At 69.1% G+C, this 25,387-nt stretch carries 25 protein-coding genes; 15 read left to right on the top strand and 10 right to left on the bottom strand.

Going from position 1 to position 25,387, the window contains the following annotated elements; translation table 11 throughout:
* The first annotated feature begins 6 nt into the window (after positions 1 to 6).
* The gene (locus QM728_RS01950) at positions 7 to 813 is read left to right on the top strand and encodes an SDR family NAD(P)-dependent oxidoreductase (RefSeq protein WP_415030370.1); all 807 of its coding nucleotides are present in this window, start codon (positions 7 to 9) and stop codon (positions 811 to 813) included.
* Between the two features lie 10 nt (positions 814 to 823).
* Positions 824 to 1,684: a polyphosphate kinase 2 family protein gene (locus tag QM728_RS01945; protein ID WP_415030369.1), complete on the top strand. Its 861-nt coding sequence runs from the start codon at positions 824 to 826 to the stop codon at positions 1,682 to 1,684.
* Between the two features lie 69 nt (positions 1,685 to 1,753).
* On the opposite strand, the gene QM728_RS01940 is transcribed toward QM728_RS01945, so the two are convergent.
* The 6 genes from QM728_RS01940 to QM728_RS01915 form a co-directional block, all read right to left on the bottom strand.
* Complete coding sequence (locus QM728_RS01940) at positions 1,754 to 2,302, bottom strand: GNAT family N-acetyltransferase (RefSeq protein WP_415030368.1); 549 nt, start codon at positions 2,300 to 2,302, stop codon at positions 1,754 to 1,756.
* Positions 2,299 to 2,904, bottom strand: a complete 606-nt coding sequence (locus QM728_RS01935) for a class I SAM-dependent methyltransferase (protein ID WP_415030367.1) — start codon at positions 2,902 to 2,904, stop codon at positions 2,299 to 2,301. The genes QM728_RS01940 and QM728_RS01935 overlap by 4 nt, the downstream gene beginning before the upstream one ends.
* A gap of 128 nt (positions 2,905 to 3,032) precedes the next feature.
* The gene (gene metE / locus QM728_RS01930) at positions 3,033 to 5,330 is read right to left on the bottom strand and encodes a 5-methyltetrahydropteroyltriglutamate--homocysteine S-methyltransferase (RefSeq protein ID WP_415030366.1); all 2,298 of its coding nucleotides are present in this window, start codon (positions 5,328 to 5,330) and stop codon (positions 3,033 to 3,035) included.
* A 9-nt stretch (positions 5,331 to 5,339) separates the two neighbouring features.
* Positions 5,340 to 6,212 carry a 3-hydroxybutyryl-CoA dehydrogenase gene (locus tag QM728_RS01925; protein WP_415030365.1) on the bottom strand — a complete coding sequence of 291 codons (873 nt, stop codon included), beginning with the start codon at positions 6,210 to 6,212 and terminating at the stop codon, positions 5,340 to 5,342.
* A gap of 163 nt (positions 6,213 to 6,375) precedes the next feature.
* Complete coding sequence (gene aceA, locus QM728_RS01920; protein WP_415030364.1) at positions 6,376 to 7,668, bottom strand: isocitrate lyase; 1,293 nt, start codon at positions 7,666 to 7,668, stop codon at positions 6,376 to 6,378.
* Positions 7,669 to 8,007: 339 nt separating this feature from the next.
* On the bottom strand, positions 8,008 to 8,790 hold the full coding sequence (locus QM728_RS01915; protein ID WP_415030363.1) for a hypothetical protein: 783 nt from the start codon (positions 8,788 to 8,790) through the stop codon (positions 8,008 to 8,010).
* 24 nt (positions 8,791 to 8,814) lie between these two features.
* On the opposite strand from QM728_RS01915, the gene ramB reads away from it, so the two are divergent.
* Positions 8,815 to 10,269: an acetate metabolism transcriptional regulator RamB gene (gene ramB, locus QM728_RS01910; protein ID WP_415030362.1), complete on the top strand. Its 1,455-nt coding sequence runs from the start codon at positions 8,815 to 8,817 to the stop codon at positions 10,267 to 10,269.
* 110 nt (positions 10,270 to 10,379) lie between these two features.
* Here the strand turns inward: ramB and QM728_RS01905 are convergent, their stop codons facing one another.
* Entirely contained in the window at positions 10,380 to 11,330 is a 951-nt protein-coding gene (locus QM728_RS01905) for an alpha/beta hydrolase (RefSeq protein WP_415030361.1), read from the bottom strand.
* Positions 11,331 to 11,492: 162 nt separating this feature from the next.
* Between QM728_RS01905 and QM728_RS01900 the strand changes: the two genes are divergently transcribed.
* The 9 genes from QM728_RS01900 to QM728_RS01860 all read left to right on the top strand — a co-directional run bounded on the left by QM728_RS01900 (position 11,493) and on the right by QM728_RS01860 (position 18,799).
* On the top strand, positions 11,493 to 13,532 hold the full coding sequence (locus QM728_RS01900; protein ID WP_415030360.1) for an MDR family MFS transporter: 2,040 nt from the start codon (positions 11,493 to 11,495) through the stop codon (positions 13,530 to 13,532).
* A gap of 111 nt (positions 13,533 to 13,643) precedes the next feature.
* Positions 13,644 to 14,174 carry a carboxymuconolactone decarboxylase family protein gene (locus QM728_RS01895; RefSeq protein WP_415030359.1) on the top strand — a complete coding sequence of 177 codons (531 nt, stop codon included), beginning with the start codon at positions 13,644 to 13,646 and terminating at the stop codon, positions 14,172 to 14,174.
* 26 nt (positions 14,175 to 14,200) lie between these two features.
* Positions 14,201 to 14,842, top strand: a complete 642-nt coding sequence (locus QM728_RS01890) for a class I SAM-dependent methyltransferase (RefSeq protein ID WP_415030358.1) — start codon at positions 14,201 to 14,203, stop codon at positions 14,840 to 14,842.
* 71 nt (positions 14,843 to 14,913) lie between these two features.
* Entirely contained in the window at positions 14,914 to 15,708 is a 795-nt protein-coding gene (locus tag QM728_RS01885; RefSeq protein WP_415030357.1) for a methyltransferase domain-containing protein, read from the top strand.
* 63 nt (positions 15,709 to 15,771) lie between these two features.
* Positions 15,772 to 16,110, top strand: coding sequence for a cupin domain-containing protein (locus QM728_RS01880; protein ID WP_415030356.1), 339 nt, complete (start codon positions 15,772 to 15,774; stop codon positions 16,108 to 16,110).
* 22 nt (positions 16,111 to 16,132) lie between these two features.
* A complete protein-coding gene (locus tag QM728_RS01875; protein WP_415030355.1) occupies positions 16,133 to 16,600 on the top strand; it encodes a hypothetical protein in 468 nt (155 codons plus the stop codon).
* Positions 16,601 to 16,603: 3 nt separating this feature from the next.
* On the top strand, positions 16,604 to 17,344 hold the full coding sequence (locus tag QM728_RS01870; protein WP_415030354.1) for an ABC transporter ATP-binding protein: 741 nt from the start codon (positions 16,604 to 16,606) through the stop codon (positions 17,342 to 17,344).
* Complete coding sequence (locus tag QM728_RS01865; RefSeq protein ID WP_415030353.1) at positions 17,341 to 18,129, top strand: ABC transporter permease; 789 nt, start codon at positions 17,341 to 17,343, stop codon at positions 18,127 to 18,129. Before QM728_RS01870 ends, QM728_RS01865 begins: the two co-directional genes overlap by 4 nt.
* A gap of 37 nt (positions 18,130 to 18,166) precedes the next feature.
* Entirely contained in the window at positions 18,167 to 18,799 is a 633-nt protein-coding gene (locus QM728_RS01860) for a helix-turn-helix domain-containing protein (RefSeq protein WP_415030352.1), read from the top strand.
* Here the strand turns inward: QM728_RS01860 and QM728_RS01855 are convergent, their stop codons facing one another.
* From QM728_RS01855 to lpdA, 3 genes are read right to left on the bottom strand one after another with little or no spacing between them, the layout of a single operon-like run.
* Positions 18,800 to 19,111 (bottom strand): TMEM254 family protein, encoded by a 312-nt coding sequence (locus tag QM728_RS01855; protein ID WP_415030351.1) that lies wholly within the window; start codon positions 19,109 to 19,111, stop codon positions 18,800 to 18,802.
* 58 nt (positions 19,112 to 19,169) lie between these two features.
* Positions 19,170 to 19,934, bottom strand: coding sequence for a PIG-L deacetylase family protein (locus QM728_RS01850; RefSeq protein ID WP_415030350.1), 765 nt, complete (start codon positions 19,932 to 19,934; stop codon positions 19,170 to 19,172).
* Between the two features lie 5 nt (positions 19,935 to 19,939).
* The gene (gene lpdA / locus QM728_RS01845) at positions 19,940 to 21,325 is read right to left on the bottom strand and encodes a dihydrolipoyl dehydrogenase (protein WP_415030349.1); all 1,386 of its coding nucleotides are present in this window, start codon (positions 21,323 to 21,325) and stop codon (positions 19,940 to 19,942) included.
* Positions 21,326 to 21,434: 109 nt separating this feature from the next.
* On the opposite strand from lpdA, the gene QM728_RS01840 reads away from it, so the two are divergent.
* Genes QM728_RS01840 through QM728_RS01830 form a run of 3 tightly spaced genes read left to right on the top strand, consistent with a single transcriptional unit; the run spans position 21,435 to position 25,387 of the window.
* The gene (locus tag QM728_RS01840; RefSeq protein ID WP_415030348.1) at positions 21,435 to 22,007 is read left to right on the top strand and encodes a TetR/AcrR family transcriptional regulator; all 573 of its coding nucleotides are present in this window, start codon (positions 21,435 to 21,437) and stop codon (positions 22,005 to 22,007) included.
* A 46-nt stretch (positions 22,008 to 22,053) separates the two neighbouring features.
* Positions 22,054 to 23,265 (top strand): NADH:flavin oxidoreductase, encoded by a 1,212-nt coding sequence (locus tag QM728_RS01835; protein WP_415030347.1) that lies wholly within the window; start codon positions 22,054 to 22,056, stop codon positions 23,263 to 23,265.
* Positions 23,266 to 23,308: 43 nt separating this feature from the next.
* Positions 23,309 to 25,387, top strand: coding sequence for a prolyl oligopeptidase family serine peptidase (locus QM728_RS01830; protein ID WP_415030346.1), 2,079 nt, complete (start codon positions 23,309 to 23,311; stop codon positions 25,385 to 25,387).

Here is a 25,387-nt window from a genome sequence, read left to right as displayed (position 1 = left end):
GGGCGAATGTCGACCGAGCAGAACCGCACCGCCCTCGTCACCGGCGCCAGCCGCGGAGTCGGATGGGGCGTCGCGACCGCCCTGCGCGACGCCGGCTGGCAGGTCTACGGCACATCGCGGCGCGGCAAGGGCCCCGACGGGACCGTGGCGCTCGAGGTGGATCACGCCGACGACGGGGCCGTGGCAGACGTTTTCACGCGGATCGCCGACGAGGCGGGACACCTGGACGTTTTGGTCAACAACGTGTGGGCCTCACCGCCCGGATTCGCCGGCTTCACCGAGAAGTTCTACGAGCGCCCGGTGTCCGACTGGGACTCGCTGATCGGCATCGGCCTGCGCGCCCACTACGTCGCCGCCGTGCACGCCGCGCAGCTGATGGTCCCGCGCGGAAGCGGGCTGATCGCGTCGACGTCGTCGTTCGGCAGCCGCGGCCACCTGCACTCGGTGCTCTACGGCATCGGGAAGACCGGCCTGGACAAGATGGCCTACGACATGGGACACGAACTCGAGGGCACCGGCGTCACCGCGGTGTCGCTGTGGCTGGGCCTGATCCGCACCGAGCTGTTGCTGGGTAGCGGGCTCACCGAGTTCGCCGGGTTCTCCGTCGACAAGGCCGAGGACCCCGAGTTCGTGGGTCGGGTCGTCGCGGCGCTGGCCGAGGACCCCGAGCTGTCGACGCTGAACGGACACACCGTCGTGACGGCCGAGTACGGCGCCGCCCACGGCATCACCAACAACGACGGGCAGACCGTCCCCGATCCGCACCGCGCGGCCTTCGGGGGCGGACCGCTGTTCCCGCCCCCGACGGACTAGGAGTCTTCCGATGAGCCCTTCGACACCCGACGGCTGGAGCACTCCGCCGCGCGAGGCCCTGCGCGTGTCCGCGGTCGGTCCGATCGCCGACTACGACCCGTCGTCGACGCCGGGATACGACGGCGACAAGGGGGCCGGCGCCAAAGCCCTCGTCGAGCGCGGGGACGTGCTGGCGCAGCTGCAGGAGAAGTTGTTCGCGAATGGGCGGTCGGGCGACCACCGGAACGTGCTCCTGGTGATCCAGGGCATGGACACCGCGGGCAAGGGCGGCATAGTGCAGCACGTCGGCGGGCTGTGCGATCCCCAGGGGCTGGCGATCACCGGGTTCGGGAAGCCGACGCCCGAGGAGCTGTCCCACGACTTCCTGTGGCGCATCCACAAGGCGCTGCCGTCGGCGGGCAAGATCGGCATCTTCGACCGCAGCCACTACGAGGATGTGCTGCCGGTGCGCGTGCACAACCTGGTGCCCGAGTCGGTGTGGTCGCAGCGCTACGACGTCATCAACCAGTTCGAGCGCGAGCTCGTCGACGCCGGCACGACGATCGTCAAGGTCGCGCTCGTGGTGTCCAAGGACGAGCAGAAGAAGCGGCTCACCGCGCGACTGGACGATCCGACGAAGTACTGGAAGTACAACCCCGCCGACATCGACGAGCGCGGGTTCTGGGACCAGTACCTGGAGGCCTACCAGGCCATCTTCGACCGCACGAACACCGATCACGCGCCCTGGTACCTGATCGGCGCGGATCGGAAGTGGTTCTCCCGCCTGGCCGTGTGCGAACTGCTCATCGACGCCCTCGAGGGCATGGGCCTCGACTGGCCCGCCCCGACCTTCGACCTCGCGGTCGAGAAGCAGCGCGTAGCCGACTGCTAGCCCGCCGCCCCCGCCGAGTGGGCGGTCCAACCCCGCCGAGTGGGCGGTCAACTGTCGCCGAGTGGGCGGTCACAACCCGTCGAACGGCGTCGCGTAGGCAAAGGTGCCGCGCTCCCCGTCGTAGGCGGTGAGCGTCCGCACCTGGAAGAAGTCGCCCCACCCCGCGTCGGACGCGACGATCCTCAGCGTCGACGCGAGCACGAAGCCGAATCGTCCGTAGTAGTCGGGGTTGCCCAGCAGTGCCACGAATGGCTCACCGAGCGCATCGGCCGCGCCGAGCACCGCATGCATGAGGGCCGACCCGATGCCGCGACCCTGCATTGCGGGTTCGACGCTCAGCGGAGCCAGACCCAATGCGGGACGCCCGTCGACGTAGCCGCGGGTGCACACGACATGCCCGGCGATCTGCCTGTCGACGACGGCGACCAGCGACAGTTCCGACTTCCATCCGCGGTCCGCGCGGAGGCGGTCGACAAGCACCGCCTCGACAGGTTCGTCAGCCGACGCCTCGTCGGCGAATGCCCGCGTGACGACTCTGCGGATGACGTCGACATCGTCGGGCAGTTCGCGGCGGATGATCATCTCGCCATCGTGGTCCTGGTCGGGATCGTCGGTCAATCACTTTCCCGCCGGACCGCGAAGAGCCGACCGAGATCACGCGTTTCCGACGCTGCTCTCACATCCCCGTCGACGACGTCGAACCCGGCCGCGTCGACGTGCTCCGCGAGCAGGTCGGGGGGCCAGAAGCGGCCCGGGGCCACCGCGTGGTCGAAGGTTGTCGGCACCGTCCCGGCGAAGTAGCCGACTGCCAGACCGCCACCCGGACGAACGCACCGCCCGAACTCGGCGAGCGCCTCATCCAACTGACGCGGGTCCATATGGATCAATGAGTACCAGGCAAGAATTCCGCCGAGACCGCCATCGACCTCGTCGAGTCGTCGTGCGTCGCCGAGCCGGTACTCGAGTCCGCTGTGCGCCCGACGGGCCTCGTCGACGAACTCGGGCACCGGGTCGAGGCCGGCGATGTCTGCGCCCGCGTCGTGGAGGAATCGCGTCCACTGCCCCGGTCCACAGCCGACGTCGAGGATTCGGCCGGTGAGACCGCCGACCCATTCCGCCAAACGAATGCGATCAACCTCGTCCGCCGACTCGATTCGGCCGGACAGCTCGATGTACTCCGCGGCGCGGCGCGAGTAAGCAGCGCGCACATTCTCGGTCACGCAACAGACGTTAGCGAACCGCACACTCGGCGTTGGATCACCGCCCACTCGGCGTGCTGGGACCGCCCACTCGGCGAGATTTACTGCCCACTCGGCGAAGTTTGGGTGCCCAGTCGGCGAAGTTTGGGTCAGTCGTCGTCGCGCGAGGCGATGCGGCGTCGCTCGCGGCGCGCGGCTGCGACCATGTTCCGCAACGACGGCTCGAGCTGCCAGTAGTGGCGCGTCTTGAGCCCGCCGTCGGGATTGACCCACAACCGATCGGGCGAGATGGCGCTCGTGGCGCGCTGGATGCGCTCGTCGATCTCGTCGATCTCCGGGATCAGCGCGCTGCGGCTCTCGTAGACGCCGGGCCCGACGCCGTGCGACAGCGCGGTCCCGTGCTCGGCGAGCTGCTTGAACACCCAGTCGATGTTGCGCGTGGCGACGATCGACACGACGTCGGCGTCCATCGCCTCGAACGCCTCGACGACGCGCGCGATGGACGAGTAGCCCAGGTGCGTGTGGATCTGCGTCTGCGGCTTCGCACCCCCGACGGCCAGCCGGAAGGCGTTGACGGCCCAGTCGAGGTAGCCCTGCCGACCGCGCTCGCGCAGCGGCAACAGCTCGCGGATCGACGGCTCGTCGACCTGGATGATCTTGATGCCGGCCTTCTCCAGGTCGGCGATCTCGTCGCGCACGGCGAGCGCGATCTGCTCGGCCGTCTCGTACATCGGCTGGTCCTGCCGCACGAACGAGCGCGCGAGCATGGTGACCGGACCGGTCAGGATGCCCTTGACCGGCTTGTCGGTCAGCGACTGCGCGTACGACGTCCACTCGATGGTCATCGGCTTCTTGCGCTTGATGTCGCCGTAGATGATGGGCGGTCGCGCGCAGCGGGAGCCGTAGATCTGCACCCAGCCCTGATGGGTCGCGACGTACCCGTCCATCAGCTCGGCGAAGTACTGCACCATGTCGTTGCGCTCGGCCTCGCCGTGCACCAGGACGTCGAGCCCGATGTCCTCCTGCAGCTCGATGACCCGTTTGATCTCCTCGCGCAGACGGTCGGCGTACTCGTCCCACGACAACCGGCCCTGGCCGTAGTAGTACCGCGCCTGGCGGACCTCGTTGGTCTGTGGGAACGAACCGAGCGTCGTCGTCGGCACCGGCGGCAGTCCCAGCGCCTCGTCCTGCAGCGGCTTGCGCTCCACGTACGGCAAGCGCTGGCGCTGGTCGGGCCGGATGTTGGCGACGCGCTGGCGGACGTCGTGCTTCAGCTTGAAGTGCACGGTCGCCGGCCGCGAGTACCAGTGCTCGGGCGCGCCGTGGGTGATGGCCTTGGCCAGCGCCACGACTTCCGCGACCTTCTGCTTGGCGAACGACAGCCGGTCGGCGACCTCGCCGGGCAGATCCGGCTCGATCAGGACGTCGACGGGCACGTGCATGAGCGAGCACGACGTGGCGACGACGAGATCGGGGATGTGCTCCTTGATCTCGAGGAGGAAGTCGAGCTTGCCGCCCTTGGCGGCCTTCCACACGTTGCGGCCGTCGATGACGCCGGCGTAGAGGCGCTTGCGCTTGAGGCCGGGGACCGCGGCGAGCTCGGCGGCCGTCATCGGCTCGCTGACCAGGTCGACGCCGATGGCCTCGACGTTGGTCGACGCCAAGATCGGGAGGGCCTCCCCCAGGTCGCCGTACGGGCCGGTGACGAGGATGCGCGAGCGCTGCGCGGCCGAGCTCAGCTTGGTGTACGCGCGGCGCAGGGCCTCGAGGTCCTCGGACGTGCGGTCGCTGGTGAAGCAGGGCTCGTCGAACTGGACGCACTTGGCGCCCTGCTTGGACAGCTTGGTCAGCAGTTGGCCGTAGACCTTCAGCAGGTCGTCGAGCCGTTCGATCGGCGCGAACTTCTTCGGCGATCCGGGCGCGGCCTTCGACAGCAGCAGCAACGACACCGGGCCGATCAGCACGGGCCGCAGCTCGATGCCCTCGGCCTTGGCGCGCTTGTGCTCGTCGAGGATGCCGTCGGCGTTGAGGGCGAACTTCAGGTCCGGCGAGATCTCCGGCTGCCGGTAGAAGTAGTTCGTGTTGAAGAACTTGATGAGCTCCAGCGGCGGATGGTTGGGCTTGCCGCGGGCCATCGCGAAGTAGAGGTCGATCGGCTCCAGCTCGTCGACGAGGTCGGCGAAGCGCGGCGGGATCGCCCCGAAGGTGACCGCCGAGTCCAGCACGTGGTCGTAGAACGAGAAGGTGTTGCCGGGGACCTGTTCGAGGCCGGTGGCGGCCAGCTCGCGCCAGGTGCTGTCGGCGAGCTCGCGGCCGGTGGCCAGCAGCTCGTCGCGGCTGACGCTGCCGTGCCAATACCCCTCGACCGCGGTCTTCAGCTCGCGGCGCGCGCCGATGCGGGGATACCCCAGGATCGACGAACCGTATTCGATGCCGTCCGGGCTCATGGCAGAAGGCTACTTCGCGTCGTACTGGTAGAAGCCGTGGCCCGACTTCTTGCCGATGCGCCCGGCCTCGACCATGCGCAGCAACAGCGGCGGCGGCGAGTAGAGCGGCTCCTTGAACTCTTCGTACATCTTGTCGGCGATCGCCTTGACGGTGTCGAGGCCGACGAGGTCGGTGAGCTTGAGCGGGCCCATCGGGTGGGCACAGCCGAGGACCATGGCCTTGTCGATGTCCTCGACGGTGGCGAAGCCGGACTCGACCATGCGGATGGCCGAGAGCAGGTACGGCACCAGCAGGGCGTTGACGACGAACCCGGAGCGGTCCGCCGAGCGGACGACCTGCTTGCCGAGCACGTCGCGCGCGAAGCTCTCGGCGCGCTCGGACACCTCGGGGCTGGTCATCAGCGTCGTCACCAGCTCGACGAGCGGGAGGACCGGGACCGGGTTGAAGAAGTGCATGCCGACGACACGGGCCGCGTTCTCGGTGGCCATGCCCAGCTTCATGATCGGGATGGACGAGGTGTTCGACGCCAGCACGGCGTTGGGGTCGGTCACGACCTTGTCGAGCTCGGCGAAGAGCGCGGTCTTGACTTCCTCGTCCTCCAGCACGGCCTCGATGACCAGCTGCCGGTCGGCGAAGTCGCCCAGGTCGGAGGTGAACCGCAGGCGCCACGCGGCCTGCTCGCGCTCGCGCTCGGTCAGCTTCCCGCTGGAGACGCCGCGATCGAGCGACCGCATGATGCGGGCGCGACCGGCGGCGGCCAGTTCCCGGGTGGACTCGTACACGAGGACGTCGACGGAGGCGCGCGCACACACTTCGGCGATGCCGGCGCCCATCTGGCCGGCGCCGATGACACCGACTCGAGTGATCTTCTGGCTTGCCATGGTGACGGCTCCTCTGGCGCTGGGATGGTGGTTCGGGGGTCTAGCGGGGTGTTCGGGTGTGGGAGAGAAGACAGCCGGGGCGGTGACGGCGGACCGTCACCGCCCCGGCTGCTCGTGCAGTGCTTCGCTCAGAGCGGGTCGACCCCGCCCCGACAGGCAGTTCCTAGTGGAACTGGCCCTCCTCGGTGGAGCCCTTCAGCGCCGCGGTGGACGTGTTCGGGTCGACCGTGGTGGCGATCTTGTCGAAGTAGCCGGCACCGACCTCGCGCTGGTGCTTGGTGGCGGTGTAGCCGCGCTCCTCAGCAGCGAACTCGCGCTCCTGCAGTTCGACGTACGCCTTCATCTGCTCGCGGGCGTAGCCGTGGGCCAGGTCGAACATCGAGTAGTTGAGGGCGTGGAAGCCGGCCAGGGTGATGAACTGGAACTTGAAGCCCATGGCGCCCAGCTCGTTCTGGAACTTGGCGATGGTCGCGTCGTCCAGGTGCTGCTTCCAGTTGAAGGACGGGCTGCAGTTGTAGGCCAGCAGCTGGTCCGGGAACTCGGCCTTGACGGCCTCGGCGAACTTCTTGGCGACCTCAAGGTCCGGCTTGCCGGTCTCCATCCAGATCAGGTCGGCGTACGGGGCGTAGGCCTTCGCACGGGCGATGCAGGGCTCGATGCCGTTCTTGATGCCGAAGAAGCCCTCCGACGTGCGGGTGCCGTCGAGGAACGGCTTGTCGCGGTCGTCGACGTCGGTGGTCAGCAGCGTGGCGGCCTCGGCGTCGGTGCGGGCGATGACGACGGTCGGGGTGTTCGCGACGTCGGCGGCCAGGCGGGCCGAGGTCAGGGTGCGGATGTGCTGCTGGGTCGGGATCAGCACCTTGCCACCGAGGTGGCCACACTTCTTCTCCGACGCGAGCTGGTCCTCCCAGTGGGTACCGGCGGCACCCGCGGCGATCATCGCCTTCTGGAGCTCGTAGACGTTGAGGGCGCCACCGAAGCCGGCCTCACCGTCGGCGACGATCGGGACGAGCCAGTTGTCGACGGACTTGTCGCCCTCGACCGAGGCGATCTCGTCGGCGCGCAGCAGCGCGTTGTTGATGCGGCGCACGACGGCCGGCACCGAGTTGGCCGGGTACAGCGACTGGTCGGGGTAGGTGTGGCCCGAGAGGTTCGCGTCACCGGCGACCTGCCAACCCGAGAGGTAGATGGCCTTCAGGCCGGCGCGCACCTGCTGCACGGCCATGTTGCCGGTGAGGGCGCCCAGCGCGTTGATGTAGCTGTCGTCACCCTTGGTGACGCCGTCCCACAGGATCTCGGCGCCGCGGCGGGCGAGGGTGTGGTCCTCGACCACGGTGCCCTGCAGCTCGACGACCTGCTCGGCGGTGTAGTCGCGCTTGATGCCCTTCCAACGGGGGTTGGAGTCCCAGTCCTTCTTGATCTCGGCTGCGGTACGGGGCTTTCCGACGTTGCTCATTAGTGCTTTCGCTTCCTTTGCTTACGAAAAGGCCGATCAGGATTGCGAAGAATCCGAAGCCTCTAGGCGGTGCCTGCAACAAGGGTGCCACAGGACAAACCCGCAGGTCCAATCGTTGCAGCATGCAAATCCTGGCCAGCTTTTGGCAACATTTTGCAAAGTTTGCGAAACTACTTGTGTGAAAGTCGGACACGTGCGCGGAAAAAAGTACGCGCGTACTGGGATTTCGTCCCGGCGGGCCGACGCACGGGCTGCTCCGCATCGGGCCCACAGCGCGCGACGACGGGCGGCGCGAGCACAGCGGGTGTGGTCGGGCTCACAGCCCGGCGCCGGCGGTCGTCAGGCCTTGCCGGCGGCGACGAGGGCGCGCGAGAACAATTCGGCGAACTGTTTGTCCGTCATCGGCGGGCGCACCTCGGGGAAGGGCTTGGCGAACCGGGTCGACTGCCCGACGACCGTCAGCTGGATCGTGAAGCGGTGCTTGTCGTCGTCGGCGCCGGGGCTCTTCGCGTCGGCGTATCCGGCGAAGGACACCTTCCGCGAAGCAGCGCCGTCGGGCATGGTCGTCGTGGTGTCGGTCCGGACCAGCAGCATGCGCGAGATCGTGAGACGGCCGACCTGGCCGAGTCGGCCCGCGGTCTTGCCGTCGAGCTGCGGCGCGGTGAGCTCGCGGTTCTCCGAGGCGATGACCGCGCCCTCGCGCGTGCCGCCGACGATGGTCGTGCGCGTGGTCGCACACCGGCCGGTGTGCTCCTTCTCATCGGCCGTGAGGTCGCGGGTGCCGACGAAGACGACGTTGGCCAGCGACGCGGTCATGCTGGACGCGGTGAGCACGGCCGCGCTGTCGGAGTCGAGCTTCTTGTTCACCGCGGCGTCGACGGTCGGCCGGCACTCCGCGGGCACGACCTTCCAGTTGGCCGCTGCGGCGAGATCGGCGTCGTTGGCGTTGCGCAGGTCGGTGACGGTCGCCGGCTGCGCGTTGAACCCGTTCGGCAGCTCGGTCGGCGGGAGCAGCATCGACCCCGGCGCGGGCGGCGTCAGGTTTACCGTGGAGGAGCAACCCACCAGCCCGACGGCCGCCATCGCCACCGCAGCCGTCAACCATGCCCGTGCAGAACTCATGCGCGACACCGTACCGGGGAAGTCATGACCGACACACCAGTGCGTGCCAAATCGGCCGACGACGGCAAGAAGTCCGGGACCAAGTACGTCGGGTCGCGCCTGCGACAGCTGCGCTCCGAGCGCGGACTGTCCCAGGTCAAGCTCGCCGCCGACCTTGGCATCTCGCCGTCGTACCTGAACCAGATCGAGCACGACACCCGCCCGCTCACCGCGGCGGTGCTCACCCGCATCTCCGAGGTCTTCGGCGTCGACGCCCAGTTCTTCGACCCGCAGGACAACATCCGCCTCGTCGCCGAGCTCCGCGAAGCGCTGATCGAGGAGAGCGCGGAATCTGCCGCCGACCCGCAGGAGCTGGCCGACGTCGTGGCGGCGCACCCGGCGTTTGCCGAAGCCGTGGTGAACCTGCACCGCCGCTACCGGGTCGCGACGGACCAGCTGACCGCGCTGACCGACGAGCGCGGCGACAGCAGCATGCGCGGCTCGATCAGCGCCCCGCACGAAGAGGTCCGCGACTTCTTCTCCGACCACCACAACTACTTCCACGACCTCGACGTCGCGGCCGAGGAGATGGTCACCCGCATCCGCATGCACTCGGGCGACGTCCGCAACGGCATCGCCAACCGCCTCGAGACGGTGCACGGGGTCAACGTCGTCCGCCGCGTCGACCTGGGCGACGACCTGCTGCACAGCTTCGACCCGCAGACCCGGCAGCTGCAGATCTCGGCGGCGCTCGGCCTCGGCCAGCGCACCTTCAAACTCGCCTCCGAGCTGGCCTACCTCGAGTACGGCGACGTGATGGCCCAGCTCGTCGACGACGCCAACTTCACCTCCGACGACGCCCGCGCGCTCGCGATGTCGGGGTTGGCGAACTACTTCGCCGCCGCCGCGGTGATGCCGTACGAGCAGTTCCACGGCGCGGCCGAGGACTTCCGCTACGACATCGAACGGCTGTCGGCCTTCTACGCGCTCTCCTACGAGACGATCTGCCACCGGCTCTCCACGCTGCAACGACCCAATCTGCGCGGCGTCCCGTGGTCGTTCGTGCGCGTCGACCGCGCCGGCAACATGTCGAAGCGGCAGTCGGCGACGGGCTTCCACTTCTCCGCGAGCGGCGGCACCTGCCCGCTGTGGAACGTGTACGAGACGTTCGCGTCGCCGGGCAAGATCCTCACCCAGGTCGCGCAGATGCCCGACGGCCGCGACTACTTCTGGGTCGCGCGCACCGTCGAGCGTCGCGCCGCCCGTTTCGGCCAGCCAGGCAAGACGTTCGCGATCGGCCTCGGCTGCGAGCTGCGGCACGCCGGGCGGGTCATCTACTCCGACGGCCTGGAGATCGGCCCGAAGGCGCGCGCGACGCCCATCGGCTCGGGTTGCCGCGTGTGCGAGCGCATCCAGTGCCCGCAGCGGGCCTTCCCCCCGTTGGGCGTCCCCCTCCAGATCGACGAGCACCGCAGCAGCATCTCCCCCTACGGCACCTGAGCCCCGCTCTCCCCGGTCCCGACCATCCGCCGAGTGGGCACCCTTAGGCCGCCGAGTGGGCACCTTTAGGCCGCCGAGTGGGCACCTTTAGGCCGCCCGAGTGGGCACACCTACGACGCCGAGTGGGCTCCCGGCCGCAACTCGCGCGTGAGGAAGCCGATCTGCTCGCCGACGGCGGTGTCGAAGTACGGGTCGAGATAGATCCCGAAGTGCCCGGTCGGCAGGCGGTGCAGTTCGGCCCGGTCCCCCAGCCTCGCCGCGGCGTCGAGCGTGGGTTGCACCGGCGTCAGATCGTCGCGGTCGCACGCCCAGAACTGGATTCGACACGGCAACTTGTCGAGGTGGGACACCGCGCGGAAGACCGGCAGCGTGGCGAAGTCGCGCAGGCCCACGCGGTTCTGCCACTCGGGCCCGGCGATCTGACTCAGTTGCGCCCAGGACTCGTCCGACGCGTAGGCCGCCTTCGCGCCGGCCGGCCCGACGGCCCGCACGTAGTACGGCTTGCGCCGAAGAACCGCGTGCGTGACGTCGCGCGACACGCTCGCGACGAGCCAGGCCTGCATCGCGGGCGAGGTGTTCTTGACGATGAAGCGCAGCGTCGCGAGGTTGTCGAGGTTGGGCACCTGGGCAACCACCGCCGCGACCCCGCCGTCGTCGGCCGCCGCGGCGACCACCAGGCCGCCCGAGTACGACGTTCCCCAGAGCGCGACGCGACGCGGATCGACGGCGTCGAGGCCGCGGGCGGCGGCGATCGCACACGACCAGTCCCGCAATTGTCGCGACACGCTCACCACGTCGCGCGGCTCGCCCCCACTGTCACCGAAACCCGAGTAGTCGAAGACCACGGCGTGAAAGCCCGCGTCGGCGAAGCGTTCGGCATACCGCGCGAGGCCGCTGTCGCGGGTCAGGCTGTAGCCGTGTGCGAGCACGACGACCGGCGAACGCCCGTCGGCGTCCACCAAATCCGACGACGGCGACGGCGGGTAGTGCCACCCGGCGAGCACGTGGTCGTCGCACGGGATCTCGATATCGCGCCGGTCGGGCCGGTTCTCGACTGCCATGGTGACCAACTCTAGGCGCGCCGCGTGGAAAGCCGGCCACCGTGGACTACACCCGGACCACTGCCCGACCGGGCCGGCCGCAATACTCAGAAGTCGGGCACGACGCCGGAACCACCCGTAGGCTGACCGGGCGACTTGACGATCCCGACAAAACGGAGACCGATGACTACCGCGACGACCGCCGGACCAGCCGCCATCTCGGTCCGCCAGCGCAACTGGATCTTCGGCACGATCATGATCGCGATGCTGCTGGCGGCACTCGATCAGACGATCGTCTCGACCGCCCTCCCGACGATCGTCGGCGACCTCGGCGGCGCCGGCCACATGAGCTGGGTCGTGACGTCGTACATGCTGGCCGAGACCGTGTCGGTGATCCTGGCCGGCAAGTTCGGCGACCTGTGGGGCCGCAAGCAGATCCTGATCGGCTCGATTCTCGTCTTCATCGTGGGTTCCTTCTTCTGCGGCCTGGCCGGCAACATGACGATGCTCATCGCCTTCCGCGCGATCCAGGGCATCGGCGCCGGCGGCATCACCGTGACCGCGACGGCCCTCATCGCCGACGTCATCCCGTTGCGCGAGCGCGGCAAGTACCAAGGCGCGATGGGCGCCGTGTTCGGCGTGACGACCGTCGTCGGCCCGCTGATGGGCGGCCTGTTCACCGACCATCTGTCGTGGCGCTGGGCGTTCTACATCAACGTCCCGATCGCGATCATCGTCGTCGCGATGGCCGCCAAGACCATCCCGGGCCTGTCCGAGCGGGTCAAGACCGTCATCGACTACCTCGGCATCGTGTTCGTCTCGCTCGGCGCCGTCGGCCTGACGCTGGCGCTGTCGTGGGGCGGCTCGGAGTACGCGTGGGGATCGTCGACGATCATCGGCCTGTTCGTCGGCTCGGTGATCGCCTTCATCGTCTTCGTGTTCGTCGAGCTGCGCGCCGTCGAACCGATCCTGCCGATGCGCCTGTTCCGCAACCGGGTGTTCGCCGTCGCGTCGATCCTGTCCTTCATCGTCGGGTTCGCGATGCTCGGCTCGATGACCTTCCTGCCGACCTTCCTGCAGTACGTCCAGGGGACGTCGGCGACGGAGTCGGGCGTGCGGATGCTCCCGATGGTCATCGGCCTGTTGCTCACCTCGATCACCTCCGGCACGATCGTCGGCCGCACCGGCAAGTACCGCGCGTTCCCGATCCTCGGGTCGGCCGTCATCGCCCTCGGGCTCTACCTGCTGTCGACGATAGACGAGCAAACGTCGATCCTCGTGACGTCGGTCTACATCTTCGTCCTCGGCATGGGCATCGGTCTGATCATGCAGGTGCTGGTCCTCGTTGTGCAGAACACGGCGAAGTACGAGGACCTCGGCACCGCGACGTCGGCGATCACGTTCTTCCGCACGCTGGGCATGTCCTTCGGCGCGGCTGTGATGGGCACTATCTACGCGAACCACCTGAAGGTCGAGCTGCCCGCGGCGCTCATGCAGGCCGGTGTCAGGGACCCGTCGGTCGTGGCGACGCCGGCCAAGCTGCACGAGCTCCCCGACGCGCAGCGCATGCCGATCGTCCACGCCTACGCCGACACCCTCGAGGGCATGTTCATCTGGGTCGTCCCGGTGGCGCTGTTCGCCTTCGTCGTCGCGTGGTTCCTGCCGCAGCGCCCCATGCGCCAGGCGGCCAAGGAGAGTGCGACGGGCGCCGCCGAGGGCTTCGCGGTCCCCGACTCGACGACGTCGGAGACGATGCTCGAGACGATCATCGGCCGCGTCCTCGCCGGGCGGAACCGCAGCGAGGCCTTCCGGCAGGCGCTCGCATCGTCGGGCACCTCGCTCGACGTCCCGACCGCGTGGGGCGTCACCCGCGCGGGACTGCCGCCGCTGTACTTCGGGCAGGCGGTCGGCCAGAGCCAGATCGAGCAGCGCATCGGCATCCCCGAGGGCGTGCTGACCTCGTTCTTCAACGGCATCGTCAACGACGGCTACCTCAAGCGGGAGGGCGACCTGCTCGTCCCGACCGCCGCCGGCGAGCACGAGGTCAGCGCCATCGCGGGCGCCTGGCGCGATTGGCTGGTCACCCAGGTCCACGAGTGGCTGCCCGACGACGTCGACAGCGCCAAGGTGAAGGACGACGTCACCGCCGTCATCACCCGCATCGGCAGACGCGCACTGGAGGAGACCGAGCTCCCCAGCGGTCGGCACGCGCTCAAGCAGTAGCAGCTGCTGAGATTTCTCCCCTCCTGACCACTCAAGGGAACATTGCCATCCGTCGGTCATATGGGGAGAAATCTCAGCAGCCCGACGGCGTGAACCGGCTACGGTAACCCCATGACCACACCACGCATCGAACCCGGCGGGCTGCGCCAGCTCGGCCTGTTCAACTGGGCCTTCTCGCGCGCGGCCTCGAAGGTCCAGGGCGTTCACGACGCGCACATCTTCTCGACGCTCGGCCAGTCCAAGGGCCTGTTCCGCGGCTGGCTGTACTACTCGGCGCGGATGATGCCGTTCGGCAAGCTGTCGCGCAAAGACACCGAGATGATCATCATCCGCGTCGCACACCTGCGCTCGTGCGACTACGAGATGGACCACCACCGCAAGCTCGGCAAGCGCGCCGGCATCGACGAGGCGACCTTCAGCCGCATCATCGAGGGCCCCGACGCCGGCTGGGGCGACCGCGAGCGCGCCCTGCTGCTCGCCGTCGACGAGATGGTCGGGTCCCGCGACATCTCCGACGCGACGTGGGCCGGCGTCACCCGCCACCTCGACGAGGCGGAGCAGATCTCCTTCGTGCTGCTCATCTCCCAGTACGACTCCCTCGCGACGACCCTCAGCGTGCTCCGCGTCCAGCGCGACGCCTGAGGGTCGACCGGGAAACAGCGCACCCCATGCCGACGATCGCCCAGCGCCTGATGGGCAACCCGGTGATGTCGGCGGTCTACGAACGCCTCTGGCGCCCGACGTTCACCCGGCTGTTCAGCCTCGGCGGCACCGGGACCGCCGAGTTCGACCGCGCCTTCACCGCCTACCTCGCACGGCCGGGTGACCGCCAGATCCTCGACGTCGCCTGCGGGCCGGGCAATTACACGCGCAAACTGGCGGAGAACCTCGACGGCGACGGTCGCTGCATCGGTATCGACTTCTCCAGGGCGATGTTGGCCCGCGCGGCCGAGAAGCCGAGCCCGCGCACCTGCTACATCCGCGGCGACGCCCACCGACTGCCCTTCCCCGACGAGTCCTTCGACACCGTCGCCTGCCTCGCGGCGCTCTACCTCATCCCCGACCCGCTGCCCGTCGTCGACGAGTTGGTCCGCGTCACCAAACCGGGTGGCGAGATCGCCATCTTCACCTCCGTGGAAACGCAGTTCTCCCGGCTCCACACGGTGCAGGCGGTCGGTGCCGTCACCGGCTACCACTTCTTCAAACGCCACGAGATCACCGATCGACTGCAGCGGGCGGGCATCACCCGCGTCGAGCAGACGGTCATCGACCAAGGGCAATTCGTCCTCGCTCGCAAGGACCAAAGTTAAGTCAGGCTTCCCAAATTAGGGTTACTTAATTTACCGTAGGCTCATCCTCTAAAAGAAGGAGTGTGAGCCCGATGGCCACCACCGATCTCCCCTACGCGAGTCGCCCCGAAGAAGACATGCCAGGCCACTGGCTGCTGGCCAAACTCGGCAAGCGCGTCCTGCGTCCCGGCGGCCGGGAACTCACCGAGCAACTACTCGCCGACGCCGATCTGACCGACGCCGACGTCCTCGAAATCGCACCCGGCCTCGGCCGCACCGCGGTCGAGATCCTCGCGCTGAGCCCGCGCAGCTACCGCGGCGTCGAGTCCGACGAGGACGCCGCCAAGCTCGCCGGCAACGTCGTCGGCGACCGGGGCACCATCAGCACCGGCGAGGCGCAGCAGACCGGCCTCGACGACAAGAGTGTCGACGTCGCCATCGGCGAGGCGATGCTGACCATGCAGTCCGACAAGGTCAAGGGCCAGATCGCCGCCGAGGCGAACCGCGTCCTGCGCCCGGGCGGCCGCTACGCGATCCACGAACTCGCCCTCGAACCGGACACACTCACCGACGAGCAGAAAACCGAGATCCGCAAGTCGCTGGCGCGCTCCATCAAGGTCAACGCCCGACCGCTCACCGAGGCCGAGTGGCGCGAACTCCTGGAGAGCAACGGCTTCACGGTCGAGCAGGTCCGCTTCGCGCCGATGGCACTGCTGCAGCCCCGTCGCATCATCGCCGACGAGGGCCTCGGCGGCGCGCTGAAGTTCGCCGGCAACGTCATCCGCAACGGCGACGCCCGTCGCCGCGTCCTCGGCATGCGCAAGACGTTCAACAAGTACAAGGACAACCTGGCGGCCATCGAGATCATCGCCGTCCGGAACCCCTGACCGATCCCGCCGATCAGCCCCGCGCCGCACACCCGTGCGGCGTGATCGAAGGAGCGAAAGACCATGTCCGACCAACCGACCGAGACCGTCCTGACCGGTCTCGCCGACACCGCGCTGAGCCTGCCGGACTCCACCGGGCCCGACATCAAGGCGCTCGCCCACCTCAACGGGGCGACCGTCGTCCGGCTCAGCTTCCGCTCCGGCCAGTCCATGGCCGAGCACACCGCCCGCTGGCCGATCCTCGTGATCAGCCAGGCCGGGCGGGTGGAGTTCACCGTCGGCGACGAGACGACCGTGCTCACCCCCGGCTCGGCGATCCACGTCGAAGCCGAGGTCACGCACGCGCTGACCGCCACCGAGGACTCCGCGCTCTCCCTGATCGTCCTCACCCCGCACAAGTAATACCCCCATGAAAGGAAATGAAATGAAGTTCCGCACCGCCCTGATCGCCACCGTCGCGGCCTCGACCGCCCTGGTCGGCACCGTCGGCATGAACACCGAGGCGTCGGCCCTGCCGGCCAACTTCAAGGTCACCAAGGCGAACCCGTCGGCGCAGGACCTCGACAACATCGTCAAGTTCCTCGTCGCGACCAACGCCTCCGACCAGGCCAAGGCCGCCAACGTCGAGGGCGGCCAGAGCGCCGTCGTCGTGCCGCGCACCGTCTACCAGCAGGGCCTGTTCCGCGCCCCGCGCGGCTCGTCGAAGGTCACCGGCCCGGTCACCCGCAAGGGCACCACCCGCGTGACGGCGAACCTGCACGCGCGCTCGGCCGGCCGCCCCGACATCAACATGCCGATCGACTTCGTCTACCAGGGCAACTGGAAGCTCGCGGCGAACTCGATGTGCAAGGGCGTCAAGACCGTCGGCCTGCCGATTTACTGCAACGCCTGACCGATGCTGCGCGTCGACGGCCTGGGCAAGCGGTACGGGCGGCGGACCGTCCTGGACGACATCTCCTTCGAGGTGTCCCCCGGTTCGCTGACCTACCTGCTCGGGCTCAACGGCGCCGGCAAGTCGACGCTGCTCCGCTGCATCAGCGGCGTGGCCACGGCCGACCGGGGATCCATCGAGATCAACGGTCGGCCGTGGTGCCGTAGCGGCCGTCCCAGCACCGATTCGGCCCAGCGCCTGACCGAACTGGGCATCCACCTCGACCACGACGCGTTCGCCCCGCGGCACACCGCCCGACGACACCTGCGCTGGCTGGCGCGCTCCGCGGGAATCTCCGACGACCGCGTCGACGAAACCCTCTGCCTCGTCGGCCTCGAAGCCGTCGCCGACCGCCCGCTCGGCGACTACTCGCTGGGTATGCGCCAGCGCGTCGGCATCGCCGGCGCCCTGCTCGGCGACCCCCCGGTCCTGTTGTTCGACGAGCCGCTCAACGGCCTCGACATCGCCGGGATCATCTGGTTGCGCACCCTGCTGCGCACGCTCGCCGACGACGGCCGCGCGATCCTCGTCGCCTCCCACCTGCTCGACGAGGTCGCCCGCAACGCCGACCGCATCCTGGTGCTGAGCGGCGGCCGACTCGTCGCCGACGACGACCTGCCCGGCTTCCTCGCCGGCGCCGACGACCTCGAGGCCGCCTACCTGCGCGCCGTCGGCGACCCGGACGACCCCGAGTACGCCGCATGACCGGCCTCGCCCGCGCCGTCGCGACCGAAGCGGTCCGCGCCGGCGGACGACGCAGCCCGTGGTGGTGGATCGCCGTGCCGCTGGCGGTGGTGCTGCCGCTGCTCGTCACCTACGCCATCGCCGCGATCTCCGAGCGGTTCGCCACCATGGCGACCACGTCGATCACCGTGAACACGGTGGAACCGAACAACTGCGTCTACTGGGTCATCAACCTGGGGGTGCTCATCCTGGCCGTCGGCGCGGCGCATGCGCACGCGTCGGCCACCCGCGGCGCGGCCGCCAACACCGAGCGCTACCTGTTCGGCTCCCCGTCGACGATGATCCTGGCGCGCTCGCTGTTCTACGGCGCGATCGCCGCGGTCCTCACCCTCGGGCTCGTCGTCCTGCTGATGCTGACGCTGCCACGGCTCTTCCCGGTGGTCTACAAGAACGTCGACCTGTTCACGTCGGTCGGCCTGCGCTACTGCTGGGCCGTTCCGCTGTTCGCGTTCTGCGCCGCGGCGCTCGGCGTGGGCCTGGCCGCGCTGGTGAACTCCGGGCTCGGCGCCATGGCGCTGCTGCTGCTCTGGGTCGGGATCGTCGAGGACGCCATCGCGCTCATCCCGAACGGCATGAGGGTCCAAGAGTTCATGCCGTTCCTCAACGGCATCTACGGGACCGGGCAATGGCTCGCCATCACGCCTCCGTGGGGGCGGGGCGGCGCACCGGTGTACTTCGCCGTCGTGGCCGGGACCTTCGTCGCAGCCGGGATCGCCGCTACGGCCATCCGGCGTCGCAAGAACTAGACTCGGGTCCCAGCCCGGCAGGTAGGAAGGTACGACGATGAGTGTGCGCGCCCGTCAACGCGATCACGTGTTGGCGACCGTCGACGCCGCCACGCAGCCGGTCGACGCCGCGCACATCGCCGAGGCCCTCGACATCCACGTCAGCACCGCACGCTTCCATCTCAACAAGCTGATCGAGGCCGGGCTCATCGAGGCCGTGGCACTTCCCGCGATGACCGTCGGCCGCCCGCGCACCGGCTACTCCTCGGCGGTGCCGAAGCCGGAGATCCGGCTCATCGGGTTGTTCGTCGAGACGCTCGGCGACGACGAGCAGCAGCGCGTCGCGGCCGCCGTGGAGATCGGTCGGCGGTGGGCCGCGCCGGTCGCCGATGCGCCGCAGTCCGACCTCCCCGACCCGGTCACCGTCGTCGAGTCGACCCTCACCAAGCTCGGCTTCCAGGTGCGCAGCGCCGCCAGCGTCTTCGGCCAGCACGAGTTGTCGATCTGCTCGTGCCCGCTGCGCGACATCACGCGCACCGACCCCGCGGTCTCGCGGGCCATCGTCGAGGGCGCGCTGCGCCAGGCGCTGTCGGCCAGTCCCGCGCTCGACGGTCACTACGACGTCTCCGTCGCCCCCGATCCCGCGGGCACCGACTGCACCATCGCGCTGCGGCTCACGCCCGCGCGGTAGCTACTCGGCCGAGACCGGTGCGAGCCTGCCGACCCGCAGGTGATTCGGAAAGCCCCACAGCAGCGTCGACCGTGCCCACTTCCCGGCCTGGTCCGGGTAGCCGCGCTTGCGCACCCGTCGGGAGATCAGGGCAGCCTCCCCGGCGTGGGTCGCCAGGAGTGCGCCGAGTGACGCCTGGGCGATCTTCTGGCCGTTCGCGCCGAGGCGCTCGGCCGCCGGTTTGCTGAACGCCAGCGCACCCAGGCCCGCGTACAGCGGCACCGCCACCAGGAACGGCAGCGGCCGGACGGTGTCGGAAGACTTCGTACCCATGGTGATTTCCCACTTTCGGATCGGCGGGTTCCAACAGTACGGACCGAGCGGCCCTGCGTCAGAAGAACCAATCCGCCGGCTTGCCGGTGGGCGTCACGCCGCGTTCGACGAACCACTCGCGACCGCCGACGAGGCGGAACAGCGCCATCGGCACGAACCGAGCCCGCGGCGGCACCTGAGAAGCGTGACAGAGCGCGGCGCGCTTCTTCGCCCTGGCGTACGGCCGCACGTCGATGCGGTGGGTAATGGTCGCCGCGGGGCTGTACGCGGTCGGCACGACGTCGGCCGGATAGAGGTAGGGCAGGTGCAGCCGCTGCGAACGCCGCAGCCCGCGCATCAGCGTCTCCCGGGGCATCGTCGCGTAGAGCACGCGGGGCGTGCCGGCGAGCTCTGCGGCGCGCTCGCCGACGTGGTGCACCCGCACGTGGTCGCGATGGCCGTAGCCGCCGTTGGCCTCGTAGCTCAGCAGGACGTCCGCCTGTTCGTCGCGCAAGATCTCGGCCAGCCGACCCGCCGCCGCGTCGACGTCGGCGCGGGCGAAGCGCACCCGGCCGGGCGGATCGGGGTAGAACAGCGGGCCGTGACCGCTGTCGGCGTAGCCCAACGCCTCGACGCGGTGCGCACCCAGCTCGGCCGCGCTCGCGCGCAGCTCGGCGATCCGGTCCGCCTCGTCACCGGGATGCGGCCGCGGCCCTCCGACGTTGCCGTCGGTCGCCACCACGACGACGACCCGGTGCCCTTCGGCGGCGAGCCGCGCGATGGTCCCGCCGGTGAGGATGACCTCGTCGTCGGGGTGCGCGTGGAAAACGACGACCGTCGGCAACGGTCCTACAGGTTGATCATGTGCCCAATGGCACCGTGGAAGACCTCTTGCAGCGCCTCGGACATCGTCGGGTGCGTGTGCACGTTCCGCGCGAGTTCCTTGGCGGTGAGGTCCCACTTCTGCGCGAGCGTCAGTTCGGGCAGGAACTCCGACACGTTGTCGCCGACGAGGTGCGCGCCGAGCAGCTCGTCGTGCGTGGTGTCGGTGATCAGCTTGACGAAGCCTGCGGTCTCGGCGAGGCCCTGGGCCTTGCCGTTGGCCGAGAACGGGAACTTGGTGACCTTGACGGCGTAGCCCTCGTCCTTGGCCTGCGCCTCGGTGAGCCCGAAGGACGCGACCTGCGGCTGGCAGAACGTGGCGCGCGGCATCATCCGGTAGTCGCCCAGGGTCATGGTCTCGGCGCCGGCGATGGTCTCGGCGGCGACGACGCCCTGCGCCTCGGCGACGTGGGCCAGCTGCAGCTTGGCGGTGACGTCGCCGATGGCGTAGATGCCGGGCACATTGGTGCGCATGTAGTCGTCGATGGCGATCGCGCCGCGCTCGGTGAGCGCGACGCCGGTGTTCTCCAAGCCGAAGCCGGTGACGCGCGGGGCGAAGCCGACGGACATAAGCACCTTGTCGACGGTGATCTCGCCGGCCTGGTCCTTCTTGTCGGCGTAGGTGACGGTGACCGACGAGCCGTTGTCGGTGACGGTCTTGACGCCGGTGGAGGTCAGCAGCTTCACGCCGAGCTTCTTGTACTGCTTCTCGATCTCCTTGGACACGTCGGCGTCCTCGTTGGGCAGCACGCGGTCCATGAACTCGATGATGGTGACGTCGACGCCGTAGTTGGCCAGCACGTAGCCGAACTCCATGCCGATGGCGCCGGCGCCGACGATGGCGATCGACGCGGGCAGCTCGCGCGTCATGATCTGCGTCTCGTAGGTGACGACGTTGTCGGAGAGCTCGACGCCGGGCAGCAGACGCACGTCGGAGCCGGTGTCGATGATGACGTTGTCGAAGGTGATCTCGCGGTCGCCGACGGTGATCGTCTTCGCATCCTTGAAGACGCCGTAGCCGTCGATCTCGGTGATCTTGTTCTTCTTCATCAAGAAGTGGACGCCCTTGACGATGCCGTCGGACACCTGGCGGCTGCGGTCGAAGGCGGCGCCGAAGTCGAAGCTGACGTCACCGCTCATACCGAAGGTCTGCGCCTGGTGCTGGAAGATGTGGGCCAGCTCGGCGTTGCGCAGCAGCGCCTTCGACGGGATGCACCCGACGTTCAGGCAGACACCTCCCCACCACTTCTCCTCGATGACGGCGGTGGACTTGCCGAGCTGGGCGGACCGGATCGCGGCCACGTACCCACCCGGACCTGCACCCAGGACAACGGTTTCAAAGTGTTCTGACACGACTCTCAGCCTAGCGCCCGCCAAATGCCGCCGCAGGAGCCCGTCCGTACTGGCCGGTAGCTTTCAATCACCGATTGAATCAATGATTGAAGTGTGGTGTACTGGCATCGTGCCCACACCCACCACGACGTCCGCCGCGACGACGCAGCCGACCCGCGAACGACTGCTCGACTGTGCCGAGGAACTGTTCGCCGCCGCCCCCTACGACACCGTCTCGGTCCGCGCGATCTGCGCCGCCGCCGACGCCAACGTCGCCGCCGTGCACTACCACTTCGGCACGAAGGAGGACCTGGTCGTCGCCCTGCTGAACGACCGGCTCGTCCCGCGCTGGGCGCCGGCGCTCGAGTCGTTGACGTCGTCGTCGCCGGTCCCCGAGGTCGTCGACGCCGTGCTCGCGCCGTTCACCCAGATCCAGTCCGAGCAGCTCGGTCGCACCCACCTGCACCTGCTGGCGCGGCTCATCGCGGAGTCGCCGCAGACGCGGTGGCCCGGGGGGTGGACCTCGCTGCGGCAGTGGGGCGGCACGCTGCCGCACCTCGACGCGAAGACCGCCCGCGCGCGCTGGGCACTGGCCTTCGACCTCATCCTCACGACCTTCGGCCGCGCCGACCAGCGCCCCCTGTCCGCCGACGCGCTGGCGTCGCTGCGCTCCTTCGTCATCGCCGGACTCGCCGCGCCATAGCCACTCGCCCGACAGCCCCAGCCCAGCCCACCGAGAAAGCCCGCCGATGACAGCCCAGCCCCTCCCCGATCCGTTCGCGCCCGCCCGACTCGGCCCGATCCGCCCGCGCAACAGGCTGATCAAGTGCGCGACCTTCGAGGGCATGACGCCCGACGCCCTGGTCACCGACGAGTTGATCGAGTTCCACCGCGAGGTCGCGGCCGGCGGCGTCGGCATCAACACCGTCGCCTACTGCGCGATCACCCCGGGCGGGCGGACCGACCGTCACCAGATCTGGCTGCGCCCGGAGGCCGTCCCCGGTCTGCAACGACTCACCGCGGCGATCCACGCCGAGGGGTCGCTGGCGGCCGCGCAGATCGGGCACGCCGGCCCCGTCGCCAACTCCGTCTCCAACCGCGCACCCGCGCTGTCGGCCAGCCGGATGCCCGCCCCGATGGGCATGTCCCTCACCGAGTCGCCGTCGGTCGACGACATCGCCGAACTCACCAAGACCTTCGCCACCGCCGCCAAGATCGCCGTCGACTCCGGGTTCGACGCGTTGGAGCTGCACAACGGCCACAACTACCTGCTGTCGAGCTTCCTCTCGCCGCTGCTGAACCGTCGCAAGGACCGGTACGGCGGCTCGTTGGAGAACCGGGCCCGCTTCCCGCGCGAGGTGGCCGCGGCCGTGCGCGAGGCGGTCGGCCCCGACGTCGCCATCTGGGCCAAGCTCAACATGTACGACGGCACGCCCCGCCGCGGACCGCTGCGCGGCTTCGACGTCGACGAGGCGTGCGAGGTGGCCCGACTCTTCGAGGCCGACGGACACCTCGACGCCATCGAGCCGACGGCCGGCAGCTCGCTGCTCAACCCGATGTACCTGTTCCACGGCGACGCGCCACGCGCGGAGTTCGCGAACGCCTTCAAGGGGGCGATGCGGATGGGTCTGAAACTCGGCGGCCCGGTCTTCCTCAAGCACTACCCGTACACCGACACCTATCTGCTTCCGCTGGCCCAGCAGCTGCGGCAGGCGGTCACGATGCCGCTCATCCTCCTCGGCGGCATCACCGATCGCGCGTCGATCGACACCGCACGCGAGCAGGGCTTCGACTTCGTCGCGATGGGCCGGGCGCTGCTGCGCGAACCGGATCTGCCGAAGCGGATCGCCGCCGACGCGTCGACGAAGTCGGCCTGCATCCACTGCAACCTGTGCATGCCGACGATCTACAGCCAGACGCGCTGCCCGATCCGCACCGGCGAGGTCGTCCGCACGGCGTAGCCCGACGATCCCGGCACCGGCCGCCGACGTGCATGATGGACCGATGACCGCCGCAGACCAGAACGAGTGGCTCGAGGACGTCGACGGCGAGCGCCAGCTCGCGTGGGTGCGCGAGCAGAACCAGCGCGCCCTCGACGAAATCGCCAGCACCCCGCGCTTCGAAAAGATCCGCGAGCAGACGCTCGAGATCCTCGACAACGACGACAAGATCCCCGGGGTCGTGCGCCGGGGCGGGCACCTCTACAACTTCTGGCGCGACGCGCGGAACCCGCGCGGCCTGTGGCGGCGCACCACGCTCGAGTCGTACCGCACCGACGAGCCGGAGTGGGACGTCATCATCGACGTCGACCGGCTGGCGTCCGACGAGGACGAGAACTGGGTGTGGGGCGGGGCCCGCGTCCTGCGCCCGCGTGACGGGTCAGACACCTGGCGGCACGTGTTGGTGATGCTCTCGCGCGGCGGCGCCGACGCGACGGTGGTCCGCGAGTTCGACCTCGTCGAGCGCACGTGGGTCGACGGCGGCTTCGCGCTGCCGGAGGCCAAATCGACGATGAGTTGGCTCGACCCGGACACTGTCTACGTCAGCACCGACTTCGGCGACGTCGACGGCGCGCCCTCGATGACCGAGTCCGGCTACCCGCGCGTGACCAAGCGGTGGGTCCGCGGCACCGATCTCGCCGACGCCCCGATCGTCTTCGCCGGCGAGGTCGCCGACGTCTCCGCCGGAGCGTCGTACGACAGCACCCCGGGCTTCGAGCGACACTTCGCGTCGCGGTCGACCGACTTCTACAACTCGCTGATCTACCAACTCGATCCGACGACCGGCGCGCTCACACTCATCGACGTGCCGACCGACGCCCACGCCTCGCCGTACCGGCAGTGGCTGTTCGTCATCCCGCGCTCGCCGTGGGCGCCCGGCGCCGGGAGCGCAAGCGAGCGGGCCGAGTCCGACACCGACGGTTCGACATACGAGCCGGGGTCGCTGTTGGTCTTCGACTACGCGGACTACCTGGCCGGCGGTCGCGACGCGACGGTCCTGTTCACCCCGGACGCGTCGACGAGCCTGGCCGACTACAACGTGACCAAGTCCCACCTGGTGCTGACGACCCTGCACGACGTCGCGACGCGGGTGTCGCTGCTGACCCTGGGCGACTGGCGGCCCGCGACGCTCGACGGCCTGCCCGAGCTGGCGACGATCTCGATCCTCGACACCGATCCCGAGGACGGCGACGAGATCTTCCTGTCGACGAGCACCTTCACCACTCCCCCGACGCTGCTGCACGGCACCACCACCGGCGGCGTCGAGCCGATCAAGCACTCGCCGTCGTTCTTCGACTCGAGCGACGTCGTCGCCGAGCAGTTCTTCACCGCCTCCGACGACGGCACCCGCATCCCGTACTTCGTGGTGCGCCGGCGCGACGTCGAATCCGGTCCGACGCTGCTGTACGGCTACGGCGGTTTCCAGAACGCGCTCGTGCCCGGTTACGCCGCGTCGCCGGGCCGGAACTGGATCTCCGACGGCGGCATCTACGTCATCGCCAACATCCGCGGCGGCGGCGAGTACGGCCCGACGTGGCACACGCAGACGCAGAAGGCCGGGCGGCACAAGGTGTACGAGGACTTCTCGTCGGTGGCGAAGGCGCTCGTGGACGCCGGGCTGACCACCGTCGAGCAGTTGGGGGCGCAGGGCGGATCCAACGGCGGGCTGCTGATGGGCGTCATGGCCACCAGGTACCCGGAGCTGTTCGGGGCGCTGGTCTGCCAGGTCCCGCTGATCGACATGCGCCGCTATCACCGGCTGCTGGCCGGTGCCTCCTGGGTGGCCGAGTACGGCAACCCCGACGACCCGGACGAGTGGGCGTTCATCGAACCGTTTTCGCCGTACCACCAGGTCAAGGAGGGTGTCGACTACCCGCCGATCCTGATCACGACCTCAACGCGCGACGACCGCGTCCACCCCGGCCACGCCCGCAAGTTCGCGGCACGGCTGGAGCAGACCGGGCACACCGACGTCTGGTACTACGAGAACATCGAGGGCGGCCACGGCGGCGCGGCCGACAACAAGCAGGCCGCCTTCCTCGCGGCCCTCGCCTACGAGTTCCTCTGGCAGCAGCTCGGCTGA

The organism is Gordonia sp. (in: high G+C Gram-positive bacteria), assembly GCF_047602025.1.
Lineage (GTDB): Bacteria > Actinomycetota > Actinomycetes > Mycobacteriales > Mycobacteriaceae > Gordonia.
Note: the sequence above shows the minus strand (reverse complement) of the source record. Positions and strands in the feature narration are given on the sequence as shown.